Genomic DNA, 17,728 nt, shown 5'->3' with positions numbered 1-17,728 from the left:
CCGTCGACGACGAACCGTTCGCCTGCGGCGGCGGATCGTTCATGGTTTCGCCCGACGCGGACCTGCGGCTGCCCCGCGGGGTTGAGCGTCGATATGCCGGTATCGGCCCGGCTGCTCGAGGTGCCGCTCGCCGAACGGGCGGGGTGTGTGCGCAGCGCCCCCGGTACCGCGGTGCTGCCGCGCACCGACGACGGCCTGAACGCCTCCCGCACCGTCAACGGCGGACTGATCGCTCTCGCGGCGGAGGAGGCCATACTCTCGCTGGCGCCCGGGTCCACGCTGAGCACCCTCGGCCTGCGGTACCTGCAACCCGCCCGGGTGGGGCCGGTGGTCGCCGACGCGACACTGCGGGCCGACGTCGGCCGGGCGACGCTGCGCGATACCGGGAACTCCGATCGAATCACCACACTGGCGACAGATCGCCTGTTCCCGGCGTGAACGCAATATCCGAACGTGTTCGCGTCAGCCGCCACCCGCTTCCGCATTCCGGCCGACCTGCGGTGGCGGAGTTCATCCGCGCCCGTCGCCACCGGCTTCCGCATTCCGCCCGGCCTGCGATGCCGGAGGTCATTCGCGGTCGCCATGACCGGCTTCCGCGATCCGGCCGGCCTGCGATGACGGCGAGTGACCGGTGAACGCCCGGCAGGAGCGCGAAGGCGGTCGGCCACAGGGCCCCGTGGTCCAGGTTGGCCGCGTCGTTGAAACCGAGGGTGGCGTAGCGGGCAGCACCTCCGCGGTCCGAAAGACCGGCGGCGGAGCCGAGAATCTATCCGCGGGCAGGAAGCCCGGGGAGGGAACTGCGCCGGAGCTCGCGGTGGCCGGTCGTTCGGCCCGGCCCGCCCCGAAGAGCCGCCGCGGGATCCGCACCCGCGCGGCGCTCCTCGCGGCGGCCCGTGCGGTTTTCGAGGCCGACGGGTTCGTGGATGCGCGGATCAGTGACATCACCCGGGCCGCCGGGGTGGCGTCGGGGTCGTTCTACACCCATTTCGACAGCAAGGAAGAAATATTCGCCGCGGTCGTCGAGCAGGTCCGGGAGGAGATGCTGCATCCGCACGTCCGGGCGCGCGCCGGTAGCGACGATCCGCGCGACTGGATCGCCGCGGCGAACCGGGAGTATCTGCGGTCCTATCGGCGCAACGCGCGGCTGATGGCCGTGCTGGAGCAGGTGTCCCGGGTCGACCCGCAGTTCGCCGCGCTGCGGGCCGAGCGGGCCTCGGCGTTCATCGATCGCAATGCGGCGTTGATCCGCGATCTGCAGGAGCGCGGTCTGGTCACGGCGCGGTTGGACGCGCGGGTGGCGGCCCTGGCGTTGTCGAGCATGGTGAGCAAGGTCGCGTATCTGGTGTTCGTGGAGGGCGAGCAGATCGAATTCGACACCCTGCTGGAGACGCTCGACCGGATCTGGTGCAACGCTCTGCAGCTGTCCGAATCACGCGGCGCGGCAACTGATCCCGATCGTCTATAACAGTGCGTTGCGCGGTTCCGCTCCGCGCGGCCGATGGCGCTATGGGGGAGCTGTGGTCGTATCGAGGTGTACCGGCAGAGCGGGGTGTTCGCGCGGTCCCGGAGCCGGGCGGAATCCGCCCGTTTCTTCGACGGGCCGGAGTTGCTGGAACCGGGAGTCGTCGTGGCCGATCAGTGGCGTCCGGCGGGTGAGTCGCCGGAGTGGCTGGATACGCAGGTGAACTGCTGGGCCGGGGTGGCGCGGAAGCGTTAGCCGGCCCGGGTGGCCGGCCGGTGACACGTATCCAGCGCGGACAGTCCGTGGTTACTCCGCACGTGGGGTCGCGGAGAAGCCACGGAACCGGCGCAGGTAGCCGACGATGCGGCGCAGCGGCACCGCGCGCGGCCAATCGTCCGGACGGAAGTAGGCGTCGGTGCCGCCGTCGACGAAAACAATGCTGCCGCAGAGGAATTCGGCGGACGGCGACAGCATCATGCAGACCCAGTCGGCGATATGTTCCGGCTTGCCGAAGCCGCCGGTGGGGACCGGGAAGGCGTTGATCGCCTTGGCCTCGGCGGGGGAGGCGAGCTGGCGTTCGAGCAGCGGGGTGAGGATCGCGCCGGGGGCGATGACATTGAGCCGGATACCGGCCCCGGCCCATTCCGGCCGGACGGCCCGGCGCCGCACCCAGCGACCGACCGCGATCTTGGATGCCGCGTACACGAACGGCGCGGCCTGTTTGCCGAAGATCTTCACCGTCCGGACGGCGCGTTCGGTATCGCCGGCCAGGAACGCCGCCACCGTCCGGCGCGGCACCGCGGGGACCGTGGTGGCGGAATTGCTGCCGAAGGCGACGACCCGAGCGGATCCGGTCGCCGCCAGTGCGGGCCGCCAGCCCTCCAGCAACTCGACCGTGCCGAGATAGTTCACCGCGGCGATCACCGGCAACCGGGCGGGATCCGGTACCGGTCCGAGCCCGGCCGCCAGTACGGCGCCGTCGAGGCGGCCGTCCGCGGCGTCCAGTACCGCCTCTATCGCGCTGCGCCGGCCCGCGGCGGTGGCGAGGTCGGCGACGATATCGGTCTCCTGGATATCCACCCCGATCACACGGTGGCCCGCGGCCGTCAGCTTGTCGGCGACCGCCCTGCCCATCCCCGACGCCGCACCCGTGACCGCGTAGACACCCATCCGAAATCCCTTCGTCCGGCCCGCGACTGCCGGCCCGGGACCATTCGACGGAGTCTGTCAAAAGTACGGAGTCTGTCAAGCGGCCTGGAGTGATCCCGGCGGCGATGGCGACCGGCCGCCGGTCCGTACCGCCCGGTCAGCCGGGCAGACTCAGATAGTCGGGCAGGGTGAAGCAGACGATGCCGAAGTCGTGTCCCTTCTGCACATACACCTCGGTGCCCGCACCGTCGGCCGATACCGAATGCCGACCGGACACCGCCGGCGCCCAGTCCGCGGTGAACGTGCCGGGGCCGGCCTGCTCGATCGGCCCGAAGGTGCCGCCGGGTTGCCCGTCCATCCGGTCCTCCAAGGTGCCCACCCTGTCGCCGCTGATTGTGACGGTGTAGGTGCAGCCGGTCCCGTACTGGACGAAGCCGAGGCCGAAGCCACCGGAGACGCTCACGTTCGATACCGTGGCCGAGGCGCCGGGTGCGGGCCCGCACGCGGTCGTGGCGGCGAGGGCGCAGGCAGTGAGCAGCGTGTGTGCGGCGGTCGTCATGGCGCGTGCTCCGGTCGGATCGACGGTGGGGACACGGTGGAACGTCCTGTAAGTAGTGCAGCACTCCGGGGTCGCGCGGCACAGGCCCTGTCGATCACGAAGTAGTTCCGGTCGACGCGGGCGAAGCCGCCGGACCCGGCCGCCGACCCCGCGACGACCGGCGCATTCCGGCGGGTGTGTAACAGCTCGAGGCCTCCCGGTGAATAACCGGGCGTAAAAGTTATGGCCACTGGACGATTGCCGGCGGAATGCTGTCGGGGCCGCTGCTGGTGCCACGGTGATATCGCAGAGTCGTATAACCGTTGACCGAGACGAGTATTGCGGAATTGCCGCCGAACGCCGCGGTTATTGACCAGCAATTTAAAGGATTGATTTTCCGTTTAATTACTGATATGCACTCGAACTCCGAATATAGGTATGGTCCTGTGCGCGAATGAAATCGCAGCCGCCCGGCCCAGGGTCGGTTCACGTGAGAAGGAATGAACGTAATGAAGTTCGGCACTTTCGCCGCTACCGCACTTCTGTCCGTCGCCGCTGTAGGGATTTCCGCCGGCGTGGTGCACGCCGAACCCGCGGCTCCGGCTCCGGAGATCAAGAGCGAGGGCGTCGACCAGGGCGTCGCCTACGAGACCAGCGTCGACCAGAAGACCCAGACGATCACCACCGAGGTCCACGACGGGCGGTTCGAACTGACGCCGGACGGCGCCAAGGCCGTACTCAAGGCCGTCAGCGGTGCCGTGGTGGCCGAAGTGCCGCTGCAGTACGAGATCTCGGGCAGTGAGATGGCGGTGGCCCACGAGATCAGCGCGGACGGGACCACCCTCGAGCTGACGCCGACGGTCACCGCCGATAACATCGGCGAGATGCGGCCGGTCAGCTCGATGGCCCGGCTGACCACCGAACTGCAGGAGAACGTCGTCGGCGTCGCGGCGGGCGCGGTGCTCGGCGGTCTGCTCGGCGCGCTCGTCGGGCTCGGTTTCCTCAGCATCATCACCGGTCCGATCGGTCTGGTCGTGGGTGCGGTGGCCGGCGGTTACATCACCGGCGGGCAGCCGTTCGTCGACGCGGTGACCGCCGTCCTGCGCGGCGAACCGTGACCCAGCCGGGCCCGGAGGAGGACGGCGGGAACCCGCCGCTCTCACCGCAGGACAAACGCGCCCGGGTCGGCGCCGCCGCTGCCGCGATCGCCATCGCGGCGGTGGTGACCTCGATCGTGCTCGGCATCGGCGTGGCCGCGCTGCTGGCCACCGCCGGCAGCGACGAGACGACCGAGGACCTCGCCGCGCCGGCCGCCGTCGAGACGACGGCCGCCACCGGCATGACCGAGACCTCGCCCGCCCCGGTGGCGCCGCCCTCGGTGCTGGTGCCGTCGACGGTCCCGCCGACCACCACCCCCTCCGCAGTCGGTATCGCCGGTTCGGCCAACAAAGAGGCGAAACAGGCCCCACCGAAGGTCGAGGTCGCGGCGGGGGAGTGCCTGAGCGCGCTGGGGGAGAAGGAGGTCACCAAGGCCGCCTGTGGCAGCGCGGAATCCCGGTACAAGGTGGTCGCCGCCCGTCCGGCGGGGACCGCCTGTCCGTCCGACGCCGACTCGGGCCACACCATCGGCGAGACGACCCTGTGCCTCGATATCGACTGGGTCGTCGGCAGCTGTGTGGATGTCTCGGGCGATCAGCCGCAACGTACGGAATGCGGGCCGGGCGGGGTGCAGGTGATCAGCATCCTGCCGGACACGGTGAACGTGAACGCATGTCCGTCGGCCGACCGCGGGTTCGTCTACGACGAACGCCGGTTCGTGGTCTGTATCGGCGATCGATAGACCGATCCGGTCGCCCGGTGACCGGACCGGGCGACCGGACTCCGCCGTGGTCGGTCCGGCGATTCGGGCCGGGTTGAGCTGATTCATGGCTCTGTCCCGGCGTCGGTTACTGCAGGCGGGCACCGCCGGTGCGGCCGCGCTCCTGGCCGGCGCGGGTCTCGCGAGCAGCGCTCCGTACCGGGCGCCGCGATGGCTCGGCGATCCTTTCACCCTGGGGGTGGCGTCCGGCGATCCATTGCCCGAGGGGGTCGTACTGTGGACCCGGCTGGCCCCGGACCCGTTCGCGCCCGATGCGCTCGGCGGCACCGCCCGGGCGCCGGTCACCGTCGAGTACGAGGTCGCCGAGGACGAGCATTTCCGCCGGATCGCCGCCCGTGGCAGCGCGCTCGCCACCCGGGAACTGGCCCACAGTGTGCATCCGGAGGTCCGGGAACTGGCCGGGCGCCGGAATCGATATCCATCTGCTGCCCGCCCTGTTCCGGCGGCGTCGCACGGCCGCGTTCCGGGCGATGTACGAACATCTGCCGCTGCGTATCGACCAGCTGCCCGCCGGAGCCTACATCCGGATGCACCGTCGCTACGCCTTCGGTGATCTCGCCGAGCGGTCAGCGGGGTTATGTCCAGGTGGAGGTCGACGGACGGCTGTGGCGCAGCGACTACCGGGTGGTGCCCTATGTCGGCCGGCCCGGGGCGCCGATCCGCACCCGGGCCCCCTATGTCGTGGAGCACGGCCGCCCCGGTGCGCAGGCCGACCGGGACCCCGGCGCCGCCCTGCCCGAGGCGGCGGTTCCCGATCCGGCTCCGGTGGCCGGGGCCGGCCGGTGAGCGGGACGGGGCCGGGCGCGGGCAGGTTGGCCGAAAGTGCCGATTTCGTGTCCGCGGGTATGTGCCCCCGGCGGTGACCCAGGCCATAGTCTCGGAAAGATGTCCAGTTCCGCAACGAGCACCGGCACCGGCGCCGGGCCCGGCCAGACCTTCGATTACGACGTCCTCGTCATCGGCTCCGGATTCGGGGGCAGCGTCAGCGCCCTGCGGTTGACCGAGAAGGGATACCGGGTCGGCGTCCTCGAGGCCGGTCGCCGCTTCACCGACGACGAATTCGCCAAGACGTCCTGGCGTGCCAGGCAGTACCTGTGGGCGCCGTATCTCGGCTGCTTCGGGATCCAGCGGCTCGCACTGCTGAAGAACACTCTCATCATGGCCGGGGCGGGGGTCGGCGGTGGCTCCCTGGTCTACGCCAACACCCTCTACGAGCCGCCGGAAAAGTTCTTCCGCGACGGCCAGTGGGCCGGTATCACGGACTGGAAAGACGAGCTCACGCCCTACTACGACCAGGCCAAACGCATGCTGGGCGTGACCACGAATCCGGCGACCACGCCGACCGACCGGGTTTTCCTGGAGGTCGCCGAGGAATTGGGCGTCGCCGATTCCTATCAGCGGACGCCGGTCGGCGTCTTCTTCGGCGGTCCCGGAAGCCGACCCGGCGAAGAGGTGCCGGATCCCTATTTCGGGGGCGCCGGGCCCGCGCGCCGCACCTGCACCCACTGCGGCGAATGTATGACGGGCTGCCGTCACAACGCCAAGAATACCCTGGTCAAGAACTACCTGTACCTGGCCGAGCAGGCCGGTGCCACCGTGCACGCCCTGCGCACCGTCACCGATGTGAAACCGCTGCCCGGCGGCGGCTACGCCGTGGCCACGGTGACGACCGGGCGCTGGCTGCGCAAGAAACGCACCACCTTCACCGCCGAGCAGGTGATCTTCGCCGCGGCCTCCCTGGGCACCCAGCGGCTGCTGCACACCCTGCGCGATTCCGGGTCGCTGCCCGAGATCTCCGGCCGGCTGGGCTTCCTGTCCCGGACCAATTCCGAGGAACTGCTCGCGATCCGCAGCCGGGACAAGACCAGCGATTTCACCAAGGGCGTGGCGATCACCTCCTCGATCCATCCCGATCACGACACCCATATCGAACCGGTGCGCTACGGCAAGGGCAGCAATGTCATCTCGCTGATGGGCAGTGTCATGGTCGACGAGGAACCGGGTGTGTCCAAACGCCGGCTGTGGTTACGCGAGATCTGGCGCAACCGTCGCGATCTGCCGCATCTGCACAACCCGCGGGGCTGGTCGGAACAGATGATCGGACTGCTGGTGATGCAGTCGGTGGACAATTCGATCACCACCTACACCACACGCGGGCTGTTCGGCCGCAAGATGACCACCCGGCAGGGTGAGGGCGCCCCCAACCCGACCTGGATCCCGGCCGGGCACGAGGTGGGCCGCCGGGTCGCCGACAAGATCGACGGTATCGCCGGCGGAGCCACCAGCAGTGTGTTCAATATTCCGATGACCGGCCACTTCATCGGCGGCTGTGTGATCGGGGAGAGCCCCGAGACCGGTGTCGTGGATCCCTACCAGCGGCTCTACGGCTATCCGGGGCTGCACGTGATCGACGGTTCGACCATTTCGGCAAACCTCGGTGTCAACCCCTCCCTCACCATCACCGCACAGTCCGAACGCGCGGTGGCGATGTGGCCGAACAAGGGCGAGGCGGACCCCCGGCCACCGCTCGGCGCGCCCTATCGGCGGGTCGCCCCCATCGCCCCGGTGTCGCCGGTGGTGCCGGAGTCGGCGCCCGCGGCGCTGCGGCTGCCGCTCATCGAAGTGAACCATCGGCCCGCCACTGTCGGCGGCGAGGAGTCGCGCTGAGCGGCCGGGAACACCGGCCCGCGGACGGCCGCCGCAGGCAGGTCCGGGCCGGTTCTCCCGCGGGTGTGAGCGCCTTCACATACGCTGGTGAGTAGCTGATGAGAGGGCCCGGTGCCCGGGCTCCGGTGCTGTGAGCGTTTACCCAGGGAAAATCGCGGGTAACGGATTGAGGTCGATACTCGCCGGAACCCGGTCGCCGGCGAGCGCGACGTCATGGGTCGGCCGGGCCGACACGGACGCATGCGCCGGAGAGGACTGACCGTGACGGACCAGAAGCCGGAACCAGACCAGGTCGAAGCACCGCAACTCAAGAGGTCGGTGGCGGCCTCGGCAATGGGCAATGCCACCGAATGGTTCGACTACGGTGTCTACGCCGCAACCGCCACCTACCTGACCGACGCATTCTTCCCCGGGGAACTCGGCACCCTCGGCACCATGCTCGGCTTCGCCGTTTCCTTCGTCCTGCGGCCGGTCGGCGGCATGGTCTGGGGCCCGCTGGGCGACCGGGTGGGCCGCAAAGTGGTGCTGGCCACCACCATCCTGCTCATGGCGGCCGCCACCGGTTTGATCGGCGTGCTGCCGACCCACAGCCAGGTCGGGGTGCTCGCCCCCATCCTGCTGATCCTGCTGCGCGTGGTGCAGGGTTTCTCCACCGGCGGCGAGTACGGGGGCGCGGCCACCTACCTGGCCGAATGCGCGAGCGATAAGAAGCGCGGCTTCTTCGGCAGCTTCCTCGAGTTCGGCACCCTCGGCGGTTTCGTCGGCGGTTCCGCGGTCGTGCTGCTGTGCCAGCTCATCCTCGGTTCGGACGCCATGCACGATTGGGGCTGGCGTCTCCCGTTCCTGATCGCCGTCCCGTTGGGCGCGATCGGCTGGTACCTGCGGACCAAGCTCGACGAATCGCCGGTGTTCACCGAGGTCAACGAGCAGGAGCATCCCGAAGGCGGGCTGCGGGTGCTGATCACCACCTACAAGCGCGAGCTGCTGACCCTGTCGGGCCTGGTCATCGCGCTGAACGTGGCGAACTACACCCTGCTCACCTACCAGCCGACCTATCTGCAGAACACCATCGGCCTCGGCGAGTCCACCACCACCGCCATGATGCTCGTGGGCCAGGTGGCGATGATGGCGTGCGTCCCCTTCTTCGGCCGGTTGTCCGACCGGACCGGGCGCCGGCCGCTGTGGCTGTTCTCGCTGGTCGGACTGGCGGTGCTGGCCGTACCGATGTACTGGCTGATGGGTGTGGGCACCGGCTGGGCGATCGTGGGCTTCGTCGTGCTGGGCCTGCTGTACGTTCCGCAGCTGTCCACGATCAGCGCGACCTTCCCGGCCATCTTCCCGACCCATGTGCGCTACGCCGGATTCGCCCTGGCCTACAACGTGTCCACGGCTGCGTTCGGCGGTACCGCTCCGCTCGTGAACGAGGCGGTGATCGAAGCCACCGGATGGAGCCTGTTCCCCGCCCTCTACATGGTGGCCGCCGCGTTGATCGGTCTGGTGGCATGGTATTTCCTGCGGGAGACCGCCGGGACGTCGTTGCGCGGCACCGAGGTGCCCGATGCCGCCGAACCCGACCCGCCGGCCACCGAAGAGAAGCAAATCGTCGCGTGATCCATCGGAAGGGCCGACCCTGATATGAGTGATGTCCGCAACCCGCCCATCGCCGAGGTCGTGAACTCGGCGCTGGAACAGACCATTCCGGTGGCGCACCGGATGGGGGTGCACGCCGAGGAGGTGCGTCGCGGGTACGCCGCTGCCACGGTGCCCGTCGAAGGCAACGGCAACCATTTCGGTGTCATGTACGCGGGGGTGCTGTTCACCGTGGGCGAGATCCTGGGCGGAGCCATCGCGGTGGCCAGTTTCGACACCACACGGTTCTATCCGCTGGTCAAGGACCTGCGGATAGTGTTCCGGAAACCGGCGACCACGGCGGTCCGTGCCCAGGCCACCCTGGACGACGCCGAGATCGACCGGATCGCGGCCGAGGCCAGGGCCAACGGTAAAGCGGATTTCACGCTGCGTGCGGTGCTCAGCGATGCCGACGGTGTGGTCGTCGCCGAAACCGAAGGGCTGTACCAGCTGCGCGCCCACCGGTGACGGGCCGCCGCGGCGCTACCGGCCCGGTCTCCCCGTATTCGGGGGAGCCGGGCAGCGGTCGGTCGCGGGTCAGCGCCCGGCCGAACCGCTCGGCGCGGGCGGGACCATGCGCCAGGGACCGCAGTTCTCGGTTTTGAAGCCCGCGTCGGTCGGTTTCACGGTGACCCGGATCGGGCCCAGCTTGGTGTAGTTGTTCTCGATGAGGTAGCTCATATCCGTGTTGTCGCCCTCGACCAGCCGCAGCCGCCGCCAGTCGCAGCTGCGGGCGGGATCGACCGGTCCGGGCGATTCCCAGGTTCCGGGCCGGATATCGATGCCGACCCGGTAGACGCCGTCGTGCGATATGTGATCCGCGGGCTCGGCCGCCGCGATACCGCCGCCCAGCACGGTCGCCGCCGTCAACACCGCCCCGGCGATCAGGAACGTGCCTGCACGCATTCGTTCTCCTCGGTATTTCTCTGTTTCTCGATACAGCGAGATCCTCCCGATCTCCCCGGCACGTGGGGCCTCGACCCCGCGCGCCGAAGACGCGCCAATACTATTGCCCGGTGGCGGAGCGTATACCCGTGGTGATCGTGGCCGGCTTCCTCGGTGCGGGAAAGACCACTCTTCTCAACGACCTGTTGCGCAACAACCGCGGCACCCGGATCGGGGTGGTGGTCAATGATTTCGGTGCCGTGAATATCGACGCGATGCTGGTGGCGGGCCAGGTCGACGCCATGGTGTCGCTGGGCAACGGCTGTGTGTGCTGCGCGGTGGACGTCTCCGAACTCGACGAGCTGTTCACCCGGTTGACCGATCCCCGCGCCGGTATCGATGTGATCGTGGTGGAGGCCAGCGGTCTGGCCGAACCGCGCAATCTGGTGCGCATGGTGGTGGGCAGCGAGAACTCCCGGATCCGCTACGGCGGCCTGCTCGAAGTGGTGGACGCGGGGGAGTTCGCCGGGAGCCGGGCGCGGCATCCGGAACTGGCGAGCCATCTGCGTCTGGCCGATCTGGTGGTGGTGAACAAGGCCGACCGGGTCGGTGCGGAGCAACTGGACGGGTTGCGCGCCGAGATCACGGAACTGACCGCCGGCGCACCGGTGTACGCGACCACGCGCGGACGGATCGACCCGGGTCTGCTGTTCGATCCGCGCCGCCGCGGCGAACCCCGGATCGGCGAGCAGCTGAGTCTCGACGAACTGCTGCGCGAGGAGCACGCGCACGACGAGCACGACGGTGACCACCGGCATCTGCACGACGATTACACCAGTGTGGTGTTCACCGAGACCGCGGCGCTGCATCCACGCCGGCTGGTCGATTTCCTGGAGAAACCGCCCGCCGGACTGTTCCGGGCGAAAGGTTTTGTCACCTTCGCCGCGCCCGGGCCCGGCCGCTTCCTCCTGCACGTGGTCGGCCGCGCGATCACCCTGGAACCGGTCGACCGGGCCCCCCGCGGCACCGGGACGGAACTGGTGCTCATCGGCACCGGTCTGGATACCGACGCGGTACTGGAACGGTTGCGCGCGACCGTGCACAGCGGGCCCGAGAGCCTGGACGATCAGGAGATGCTCGCGGTCTGGCGGTACGTCCCCGATATCGCGCGCGAGGTGGCGGACGACGACTACCCGCAGGCGTTGACCCATTCGGAGAGCCCGTCGGCGAACAGCTGACGTTTCCAGATCGGCACTTCGTGTTTGATCCGGTCCACCAGCGTCGAGCATGCCGCGAAGGCCTCGGCGCGATGCGGTGCGGCGACCGCCGTCACGATCGCCAGATCACCCACCACCAGGTCGCCGACGCGGTGCACGGCCGCCACCGGTAGACCGCTCGATTCGGCGACCGAGGCGCAGCATTCGCGCAGAAAACGGATCGCTTCCGGATGTGCCGAGTACTCCAGCGCCGAAACCGCCTGGCCGCCGTCGTGATCACGGACCACGCCGGTGAACAGCACTACCGCCCCGTGGTGCGGTCCACGGACGGCCGCGTCGACGACGGCGGGATCCAGGGCCCGGTCACTGATCTCGGCGAGCCGTACTCCGCCGACCGCCGCGGGGTGCTCGTGGCCGGGGGTTCCGGTGGACAGGTCAGGCATGTGCGCTCTCGTTCCCGATATTCTTCTCCCGCGGCGCGCCGGAGGTCTTCCGCGCACTGTCGTTCTCGTGTGCACCGCCGCCGGCCACCTGCGCGAGCAGATGCGTGAGCAGCGGTTCCAGTACCGCGATACCGTCTTTCACCCCGCCCGGGGAACCGGGCAGATTCACCACCACCGAACGGCCGGCCAGTCCCGCGACGCCGCGGCTGAGCGCCGCGAGGGGAAACTTCGCCGTGCCGCGCTGCCGGATCGCCTCGGCGACCCCGGGCAGTTCCCGGTCCAGCAGGGCCGCGGTCGCCTCCGGGGTGTGGTCGGTGGGGGAGGCGCCGGTACCGCCGGTGGTCACCACCAGGTCGGGGGTGGTGTGCAGCGCGTCGGCCAGGCCGTCGGCGATCTCGGCGTCGGCGTAGACGAGGGGTCCGCGGACGGTGTACCCGAGATCGCGCAGCCAGGACACCAGCCGTGGTCCGGTGGTGTCGGTCCGGGTTCCGGCCGCCGCGCCGGTGGAGGCCACGAGCACCACCGCAGTGCCGCTGATATCGCTTCGTGGAGTGGCCGCATGCGTTTCCGCTTCGGAGTGCGGCACCGGATGCGGGGCGGTCCCGGGATCGGCCGGTGCCTGCGCGCGGGTCCAGTGGCCGCGTTTTCCGCCCTCTTTGCTGAGCAGGCGTACGCCGTTCAGCTCCGCCGCCGGGTCGACCGCCTTCACCATGTCGTGCAGGGTGAGTCCGGCCACGGCCACCGCCGTCAGTGCTTCCATCTCCACCCCGGTGGGTCCGGTGGACTTGGCGGTGGCCTCGATGGTGATGGTGGAGTCGGTGAAACCGAATTCGACCTTCACCGAGGACAGCGCGAGCTGATGGCACAGCGGAATGAGTTCGGCGGTCTTCTTGGCACCCGCGATTCCGGCCAGCCGGGCGGTCGCGAGTACATCGGCCTTCGGCATATCGTCGGCGCGCACCAGCGCCACCACCTCCGCAGTGGTGCGCAGCTCCCCGCCCGCGACGGCGATCCGCGCGGTATCGGCCTTGGCGCTCACATCCACCATGCGGGCGCGGCCTTCGGCATCCACATGTGACAACTTGCTCATAGTTCCCACACTCGCACAGTCGCGCCGGGCGCGAGTTCGGTGACCGCGGCCGGAATATCGATCAGCACGTCGGCCGCCGCCATACTCGCGACGAGATGGGAACCGGGTCCGGAAACCACCTCCACGGCGTGCGGCCGCGTGCCGTGGCGGACCAGACGGCCGCGCAGGAACTGGCGGCGGCCCTCGGGCGAGCGGCACACCGCGCCCAGCAGTGGAAGCTCGTATTCGGGTACCGGGTCCAGCCCGGAGAGGTGCCGCAGGATCGGCCGGGCCAGCACCTCGAACGACACCACCGCGCTCACCGGGTTCCCCGGGAAACTCAGCACCGGCACACCGTCGACGACCGTGAGGCCCTGGGGGCCGCCCGGTTGCATGGCCACCGAGCCGAACTCGCCGCCGAGCGGGATGAGGACCTCCCGGACGACTTCGAAATCGCCCTTGGACACCCCGCCCGTGGTGATCACCAGGTCGGCGGCGGCGGTCGCGGAGCGGAGCAGCTGCCGGAATTCCGCGGGTTCGTCACCGCAGTGCTCGACAGCGGTCACCGCGACACCGTTGGCGGTGAGCGCGGCCGCCAATGCGATTCCGTTGGAGTTGTAGATGTGCCCCGGCCGCAGCTCGGTTCCGGCGGACACCAACTCGCTTCCGGTGCTGATGACGACCGCCCGCACCGGTGCGAACACCGGCACCCGGCCCACGCCCGCCGCGGCCAGCGCCGCGATATGACGTGGGGCGAGCACGGTCGCGGCGGGGACCAGTTCGGCACCCGCCCGGATATCGCTGCCCGGCTCCCGGACGAATTCGCCCGCCGAGCGGCCACGGGTGATCCGCACCGAGTGTTCGTCGGCGGTCGTATCCTCCACCGGGACCACACAGTCGGCGCCGTCCGGGAGCGGCGCCCCGGTCATCACCTTGCGCGCGGTCTCCGGTGGCAGCGCTTCGTGGCCGGGATCACCGGCGGCGATCACACCGGTGGTCGGCAGGGTCACCGGGGTGACCGCGACATCCTGCGCGCGCACGGCGTAGCCGTCCATGGCGGAGTTTCGGAAAACGGGCAGATCGATCGGCGCGTGCTGATCCTGGGCGAGCCGGCGGCCGAGCGCCTCGGCCACCGGGACGTATTCCACCGGCCGGGCGGCCAGCGGCCGCAACAGCTGTTCGATGGTGTCGCGGTAGTCGTCCGCCGACCGGACCGGACGACTGGCGGGCCGAGAAATCATAGGGCCAGACTAGCCCGTGTTTTGAAAGTGGTCTGTGTTGAGGTCGCCGCTGAGCGGCGCCCTCAACAGGGGTTTCGGGAGGGCTGTGTCTGTGTTGGCGTGTCGGTGACCCGATGAAGTGAGGTCTCCGGTAAATGGTTCAGCGACGAAGCAAGAACCAGAAGTACCGGAGACCTCGTGCCCAGCGTAGTGGTGACGAGGCGAGCGGATCTGACCGATGCCCAGTGGGCGCGGTGGGAGCCGTTGCTGCCTCGCGGGAAGAAGGCGGGCCGCCCGCCGAAATGGACGAAACGGCAGCTCATCGACGGGATCCGATGGCGTACCCGGGTGGGTTCCCCGTGGCGGGACGTGCCGGAGTGCTACGGGTGCTGGCAGACGGTGTACGGGTTGTTCCGCCGTTGGCAGCGCGCGGGAGTGTGGGCGTTGATCTGGAAGATGCTGCAGGCGTTCTCCGACGCGTCCGGACGCATCACCTGGCGGGTGAGTGTGGACTCCACCATCACCCGCGCGCATCGGCACGCCGCCGGAGCCCGCCGTGACGGACACAGCCAGGCCGAACCGCCGGGCGGGGCCGATATCGAACCAGACGATCACGCATTGGGACGTTCACGTGGTGGCTGGACCACCAAGACGCATTTGGCGTGCGAGCAGGGCCGCAAGGTGCTGTCGCTGCTGCTCACCGCCGGTCAGCGGGCCGACTGCCCGCAGTTCACCACTGTGCTCGACGCGATCTCGGTGCCGCGGCTGGGCCGTGGACGCGCACGGACCCGCCCTGACCAGGCGCTGGCCGACAAGGCCTACAGCTCCCGCGCCAACCGCACCTACCTGCGTGAACGCGGGATCAAGGCCACGATCCCGATCAAGAAGGACCAGGCCGCCAACCGACGCAAGAAAGGCTGCGCTGGTGGCCGGCCACCAGCGTTCGACCCCGAACAATACAAGGACCGGCACGCCGTCGAGTGCGGCATCGGCCAGCTGAAGGAAAACCGTGCCATGGCAACCAGATACGACAAACTCGCCGTCCGCTACCAAGCAACCGTCCACATCACAGCCATCAACCAATGGCTCCGACACGGGTGAGGACGGGCACACCCCCGCCCTACCCACTTTTGAAACACTGGCTAGTAGCGCGCACCGGACGATCGCCGCCGGTCGTGGCCTACGGCGACGCGCGGGCCGGGTTCTCGATACCGGCCGATACCGCGGAGGCTCGATATCGAGGTGGACCCGGCGTACATAATGGAGGGGTGACGCTGGTCGAAATGGGGATCCCCACCGTGCGGTCCGGGCGCCCTTCCTTCGATGGACGTCCGGAAACGCCGCTGCTGGTGGATCGATTCGGCCGGACCGCGCGGGATCTGCGGGTGTCCATCACGGAGAAGTGCTCGCTGCGCTGTACCTACTGCATGCCCGAGGAAGGGCTGCCGGCCATCCCGCCCGCGGAGTTGCTCACGGCGGCCGAGATCGTTCGCCTGGTCACGCTCGCCGTCCGCGATCTGGGTGTACGCGAGGTGCGGTTCACCGGCGGTGAACCGCTGATGCGCCGCGATCTGGAGGAGATCGTGGCCGGCTGTCACGCGGCGGTACCGGAGGTGCCCCTGGCCATGACCTCCAACGGGGTCGGCCTGCGGCATCGCGCCGCCGGGCTGGCGGCCGCCGGGCTGAGCCGGGTAAATATCTCCCTCGATACCGTGGATCGGGCCGATTTCGCCCGGTTGACCCGCCGGGACCGGCTGGATTCGGCGCTGTCGGGTATCCGTGCCGCCGGCGCGGCCGGGCTGGCGCCGGTGAAGCTGAACGCGGTCCTCATGCGGCAGACCCTGCACGGTGCCACGGACCTGCTGCGCTGGTGCCTGGACGAAGGGTGTGAACTGCGGTTCATCGAGGAGATGCCGCTGGACGCCGACCACGAATGGGCGAGGACCGATATGGTGACCGCCGCCGAACTACTGGAGGTGCTGGGCGCCCGCTTCCGGCTCACCGCCGTCGGCCGCGACGATCCGGCCGCACCCGCGGAGACCTGGCTGGTCGACGGGGGCCCCGCCACCGTCGGCATCATCGCCTCGGTGACCCGCAAATTCTGCGATACCTGTGACCGCACCCGGCTCACCGCCGACGGTATGCTGCGGTCCTGCCTGTTCAGTGATCAGGAGTTCGATCTGCGCGCGAGTCTGCGCGCCGGGGTGAGCGATGCGGAACTCGCGCAGCTGTGGCGCGGCGCGATGTGGCAGAAATGGGCGGGCCACGGTATCGATGCCGAGGATTTCGTCCCCCCGGAACGCACGATGGGAGCAATAGGTGGTTGAGGTCCGCTACTTCGCCGCCGTGGCCGATGCGGTCGGCAAGGACACCGAGACCCTGGACCTGCCCCCCGGCGCCACGATCGCCGACCTCCGTTCCCGGTTGAGCGCGGTCTACGGTCCGGAACTGGACAAGATGCTCGGTGTCTGCGCGTACCTGATGGGTGACGAGCTGACCCGGGACAGCGGTGCGACACTGACCGCGCGCGTCGATGTCATGCCACCCTTCGCGGGCGGCTGATCAGCGCCGCCCGGGGTGATCACTGCGTAGGCGCGCGACAGCCGGTCGCCCGGCTCCGGACGAGAACTTGCGCTACGGGCCGGTGCGTGACTCCTGGAAACCGTATCGACTCCGCGCTGACTGTCCGGGGCCGGGGCCCGCACCGGACAGTGCATGCGGGCCGCCGTGGCGGACAGGTGCTCAGCGCCACCAATCGTCGAGCGGAGACACCGGAACCGTGCGCTTGTGCCGGGTGGTCCGGTAGACCGTTTCGAGGCGCTTCGCCACTTCCTCGGTGACGTCCTTGCCCTCGAGGTAGTCGTCGATCTCGCTGTAGCGCAGGCCGAGCGCTTCCTCGTCGGGCAGCGCCGGACGGTCGTCCTCCAGGTCCGCGGTCGGCACCTTGGAGGACAGGCGCGCGGGTGCGCCCAATTCCTCGAGCAGTGCGGCACCCTGCCGTTTGGTCAGACCGGACAGCGGGGTGACATCCACGCCGCCGTCGCCGTACTTGGTGAAGAACCCGGTGACCGCTTCGGCGGCGTGATCGGTACCGATCACCAGCAGGTTGTCCTGACCGGCGATGGCGTACTGGATCACCATCCGCTCGCGGGCCTTGATGTTGCCGCGCACGAAATCTCGTAGTTTGCCGACCTCGAGGGCCGAAGCCACCTCTGCCGCCACGGCGTTGGCGCCCGGCCGGACGTTCACCACCACCGATTCGTCGGGCGCGACGAAGGTCATGGCGACGCGGGCGTCGGCTTCGTCGGATTGAACACCGTAGGGTAGCCGCACCGCGACGAAGCGGACCTCGTGACCTTCGGCGCGCAACTCTTCGACGGCCAGCTGGCACAGCCGTCCGGCGAGGGCGCTGTCCTGGCCCCCGCTGATGCCGAGCACGAAACCCTTCGCCGGTGTGGCGCGCAGATAGTCCTTCAGGAAATCGACGCGGCGCCGAATCTCGTCCTTCGGCTCGATGTTCGGCAGCACACCCAGTTCGGAGATGATCTGTTCACGCAGGTTGCCCATGCC

General features: G+C 69.3%; 21 protein-coding genes. 14 read left to right on the top strand and 7 right to left on the bottom strand.

The genetic code is table 11. The annotated features are described in order from the left end of the window. The first annotated feature begins 93 nt into the window (after positions 1 to 93). The 3 genes from ACLML9_RS04665 to ACLML9_RS04655 all read left to right on the top strand — a co-directional run bounded on the left by ACLML9_RS04665 (position 94) and on the right by ACLML9_RS04655 (position 1,717). Positions 94 to 438, top strand: a complete 345-nt coding sequence (locus ACLML9_RS04665; RefSeq protein ID WP_411944306.1) for a hypothetical protein — start codon at positions 94 to 96, stop codon at positions 436 to 438. Positions 439 to 814: 376 nt separating this feature from the next. Further along, positions 815 to 1,465, top strand: coding sequence for a TetR/AcrR family transcriptional regulator (locus tag ACLML9_RS04660; RefSeq protein ID WP_411944305.1), 651 nt, complete (start codon positions 815 to 817; stop codon positions 1,463 to 1,465). Positions 1,466 to 1,498: 33 nt separating this feature from the next. Then, entirely contained in the window at positions 1,499 to 1,717 is a 219-nt protein-coding gene (locus tag ACLML9_RS04655; RefSeq protein WP_411944304.1) for an SAM-dependent methyltransferase, read from the top strand. Positions 1,718 to 1,768: 51 nt separating this feature from the next. Here the strand turns inward: ACLML9_RS04655 and ACLML9_RS04650 are convergent, their stop codons facing one another. Then, the gene (locus tag ACLML9_RS04650; RefSeq protein ID WP_411944303.1) at positions 1,769 to 2,632 is read right to left on the bottom strand and encodes an SDR family oxidoreductase; all 864 of its coding nucleotides are present in this window, start codon (positions 2,630 to 2,632) and stop codon (positions 1,769 to 1,771) included. 136 nt (positions 2,633 to 2,768) lie between these two features. Continuing rightward, positions 2,769 to 3,170 carry a hypothetical protein gene (locus tag ACLML9_RS04645; protein WP_411944302.1) on the bottom strand — a complete coding sequence of 134 codons (402 nt, stop codon included), beginning with the start codon at positions 3,168 to 3,170 and terminating at the stop codon, positions 2,769 to 2,771. Positions 3,171 to 3,658: 488 nt separating this feature from the next. Here ACLML9_RS04645 and ACLML9_RS04640 point away from each other — a divergent pair, with 488 nt between their 5' ends. From ACLML9_RS04640 to ACLML9_RS04610, 7 genes are all read left to right on the top strand, one after another. Continuing rightward, complete coding sequence (locus tag ACLML9_RS04640) at positions 3,659 to 4,267, top strand: hypothetical protein (protein WP_411944301.1); 609 nt, start codon at positions 3,659 to 3,661, stop codon at positions 4,265 to 4,267. Next, positions 4,264 to 4,989 (top strand): hypothetical protein, encoded by a 726-nt coding sequence (locus ACLML9_RS04635; protein WP_411944300.1) that lies wholly within the window; start codon positions 4,264 to 4,266, stop codon positions 4,987 to 4,989. The genes ACLML9_RS04640 and ACLML9_RS04635 overlap by 4 nt, the downstream gene beginning before the upstream one ends. An 85-nt stretch (positions 4,990 to 5,074) precedes the next feature. Next, positions 5,075 to 5,581: a PhoD-like phosphatase N-terminal domain-containing protein gene (locus tag ACLML9_RS04630; protein WP_411944299.1), complete on the top strand. Its 507-nt coding sequence runs from the start codon at positions 5,075 to 5,077 to the stop codon at positions 5,579 to 5,581. After that, positions 5,578 to 5,814: a hypothetical protein gene (locus ACLML9_RS04625; protein ID WP_411944298.1), complete on the top strand. Its 237-nt coding sequence runs from the start codon at positions 5,578 to 5,580 to the stop codon at positions 5,812 to 5,814. Before ACLML9_RS04630 ends, ACLML9_RS04625 begins: the two co-directional genes overlap by 4 nt. A 99-nt stretch (positions 5,815 to 5,913) precedes the next feature. Next, positions 5,914 to 7,695 (top strand): GMC family oxidoreductase N-terminal domain-containing protein, encoded by a 1,782-nt coding sequence (locus ACLML9_RS04620; RefSeq protein ID WP_411944297.1) that lies wholly within the window; start codon positions 5,914 to 5,916, stop codon positions 7,693 to 7,695. Positions 7,696 to 7,935: 240 nt separating this feature from the next. Continuing rightward, a complete protein-coding gene (locus ACLML9_RS04615; protein ID WP_411944296.1) occupies positions 7,936 to 9,306 on the top strand; it encodes an MFS transporter in 1,371 nt (456 codons plus the stop codon). A 24-nt stretch (positions 9,307 to 9,330) separates the two neighbouring features. Further along, positions 9,331 to 9,792, top strand: a complete 462-nt coding sequence (locus ACLML9_RS04610; protein WP_411944295.1) for a PaaI family thioesterase — start codon at positions 9,331 to 9,333, stop codon at positions 9,790 to 9,792. A gap of 69 nt (positions 9,793 to 9,861) precedes the next feature. Here ACLML9_RS04610 and ACLML9_RS04605 read toward each other — a convergent pair whose 3' ends face one another. Next, positions 9,862 to 10,230, bottom strand: a complete 369-nt coding sequence (locus ACLML9_RS04605) for a hypothetical protein (protein WP_411944294.1) — start codon at positions 10,228 to 10,230, stop codon at positions 9,862 to 9,864. A gap of 110 nt (positions 10,231 to 10,340) precedes the next feature. Here ACLML9_RS04605 and ACLML9_RS04600 point away from each other — a divergent pair, with 110 nt between their 5' ends. Then, a complete protein-coding gene (locus ACLML9_RS04600; RefSeq protein WP_411944293.1) occupies positions 10,341 to 11,447 on the top strand; it encodes a CobW family GTP-binding protein in 1,107 nt (368 codons plus the stop codon). Here the strand turns inward: ACLML9_RS04600 and ACLML9_RS04595 are convergent. The 3 genes from ACLML9_RS04595 to glp are packed head-to-tail and all read right to left on the bottom strand — an operon-like array spanning position 11,399 to position 14,179. Continuing rightward, positions 11,399 to 11,869: a molybdenum cofactor biosynthesis protein MoaE gene (locus tag ACLML9_RS04595; protein ID WP_411944292.1), complete on the bottom strand. Its 471-nt coding sequence runs from the start codon at positions 11,867 to 11,869 to the stop codon at positions 11,399 to 11,401. The two genes, ACLML9_RS04600 and ACLML9_RS04595, sit on opposite strands and share 49 nt — an antisense overlap. Continuing rightward, complete coding sequence (gene moaCB, locus ACLML9_RS04590; protein WP_411944291.1) at positions 11,862 to 12,959, bottom strand: bifunctional molybdenum cofactor biosynthesis protein MoaC/MoaB; 1,098 nt, start codon at positions 12,957 to 12,959, stop codon at positions 11,862 to 11,864. The genes ACLML9_RS04595 and moaCB overlap by 8 nt, the downstream gene beginning before the upstream one ends. After that, the gene (glp, locus tag ACLML9_RS04585) at positions 12,956 to 14,179 is read right to left on the bottom strand and encodes a gephyrin-like molybdotransferase Glp (RefSeq protein WP_411944290.1); all 1,224 of its coding nucleotides are present in this window, start codon (positions 14,177 to 14,179) and stop codon (positions 12,956 to 12,958) included. The genes moaCB and glp overlap by 4 nt, the downstream gene beginning before the upstream one ends. A gap of 177 nt (positions 14,180 to 14,356) precedes the next feature. On the opposite strand from glp, the gene ACLML9_RS04580 reads away from it, so the two are divergent. The 3 genes from ACLML9_RS04580 to ACLML9_RS04570 all read left to right on the top strand — a co-directional run bounded on the left by ACLML9_RS04580 (position 14,357) and on the right by ACLML9_RS04570 (position 16,720). Then, the gene (locus ACLML9_RS04580; protein WP_411944289.1) at positions 14,357 to 15,259 is read left to right on the top strand and encodes an IS5 family transposase; all 903 of its coding nucleotides are present in this window, start codon (positions 14,357 to 14,359) and stop codon (positions 15,257 to 15,259) included. Between the two features lie 167 nt (positions 15,260 to 15,426). Continuing rightward, positions 15,427 to 16,485 (top strand): GTP 3',8-cyclase MoaA, encoded by a 1,059-nt coding sequence (moaA, locus tag ACLML9_RS04575; protein ID WP_411944288.1) that lies wholly within the window; start codon positions 15,427 to 15,429, stop codon positions 16,483 to 16,485. Continuing rightward, a complete protein-coding gene (locus tag ACLML9_RS04570; protein ID WP_411944287.1) occupies positions 16,478 to 16,720 on the top strand; it encodes a MoaD/ThiS family protein in 243 nt (80 codons plus the stop codon). Before moaA ends, ACLML9_RS04570 begins: the two co-directional genes overlap by 8 nt. A 180-nt stretch (positions 16,721 to 16,900) precedes the next feature. Here the strand turns inward: ACLML9_RS04570 and nadE are convergent, their stop codons facing one another. Continuing rightward, on the bottom strand, positions 16,901 to 17,725 hold the full coding sequence (nadE, locus tag ACLML9_RS04565) for an ammonia-dependent NAD(+) synthetase (RefSeq protein WP_411944286.1): 825 nt from the start codon (positions 17,723 to 17,725) through the stop codon (positions 16,901 to 16,903). Between the last annotated feature and the right edge of the window lie 3 nt (positions 17,726 to 17,728).

It is taken from the genome of Nocardia sp. NPDC002869 (genome assembly GCF_046764065.1).
GTDB lineage: Bacteria > Actinomycetota > Actinomycetes > Mycobacteriales > Mycobacteriaceae > Nocardia > Nocardia rhamnosiphila.
Note: the sequence above shows the minus strand (reverse complement) of the source record. Positions and strands in the feature narration are given on the sequence as shown.

Bases quoted from the DNA above. Each gene is read 5' to 3' on its own strand.
- ACLML9_RS04665 (WP_411944306.1), top strand. From the start codon at position 94: ATGCCGGTATCGGCCCGGCTGCTCGAGGTGCCGCTCGCCGAACGGGCG.
- ACLML9_RS04655 (WP_411944304.1), top strand. From the start codon at position 1,499: ATGGCGCTATGGGGGAGCTGTGGTCGTATCGAGGTGTACCGGCAGAGC.
- ACLML9_RS04650 (WP_411944303.1), bottom strand. From the start codon at position 2,632: ATGGGTGTCTACGCGGTCACGGGTGCGGCGTCGGGGATGGGCAGGGCG.
- ACLML9_RS04645 (WP_411944302.1), bottom strand. From the start codon at position 3,170: ATGACGACCGCCGCACACACGCTGCTCACTGCCTGCGCCCTCGCCGCC.
- ACLML9_RS04640 (WP_411944301.1), top strand. From the start codon at position 3,659: ATGAAGTTCGGCACTTTCGCCGCTACCGCACTTCTGTCCGTCGCCGCT.
- ACLML9_RS04630 (WP_411944299.1), top strand. From the start codon at position 5,075: ATGGCTCTGTCCCGGCGTCGGTTACTGCAGGCGGGCACCGCCGGTGCG.
- ACLML9_RS04620 (WP_411944297.1), top strand. From the start codon at position 5,914: ATGTCCAGTTCCGCAACGAGCACCGGCACCGGCGCCGGGCCCGGCCAG.
- ACLML9_RS04615 (WP_411944296.1), top strand. From the start codon at position 7,936: ATGCGCCGGAGAGGACTGACCGTGACGGACCAGAAGCCGGAACCAGAC.
- ACLML9_RS04610 (WP_411944295.1), top strand. From the start codon at position 9,331: ATGAGTGATGTCCGCAACCCGCCCATCGCCGAGGTCGTGAACTCGGCG.
- ACLML9_RS04605 (WP_411944294.1), bottom strand. From the start codon at position 10,230: ATGCGTGCAGGCACGTTCCTGATCGCCGGGGCGGTGTTGACGGCGGCG.
- ACLML9_RS04595 (WP_411944292.1), bottom strand. From the start codon at position 11,869: ATGCCTGACCTGTCCACCGGAACCCCCGGCCACGAGCACCCCGCGGCG.
- moaCB (WP_411944291.1), bottom strand. From the start codon at position 12,959: ATGAGCAAGTTGTCACATGTGGATGCCGAAGGCCGCGCCCGCATGGTG.
- glp (WP_411944290.1), bottom strand. From the start codon at position 14,179: ATGATTTCTCGGCCCGCCAGTCGTCCGGTCCGGTCGGCGGACGACTAC.
- nadE (WP_411944286.1), bottom strand. From the start codon at position 17,725: ATGGGCAACCTGCGTGAACAGATCATCTCCGAACTGGGTGTGCTGCCG.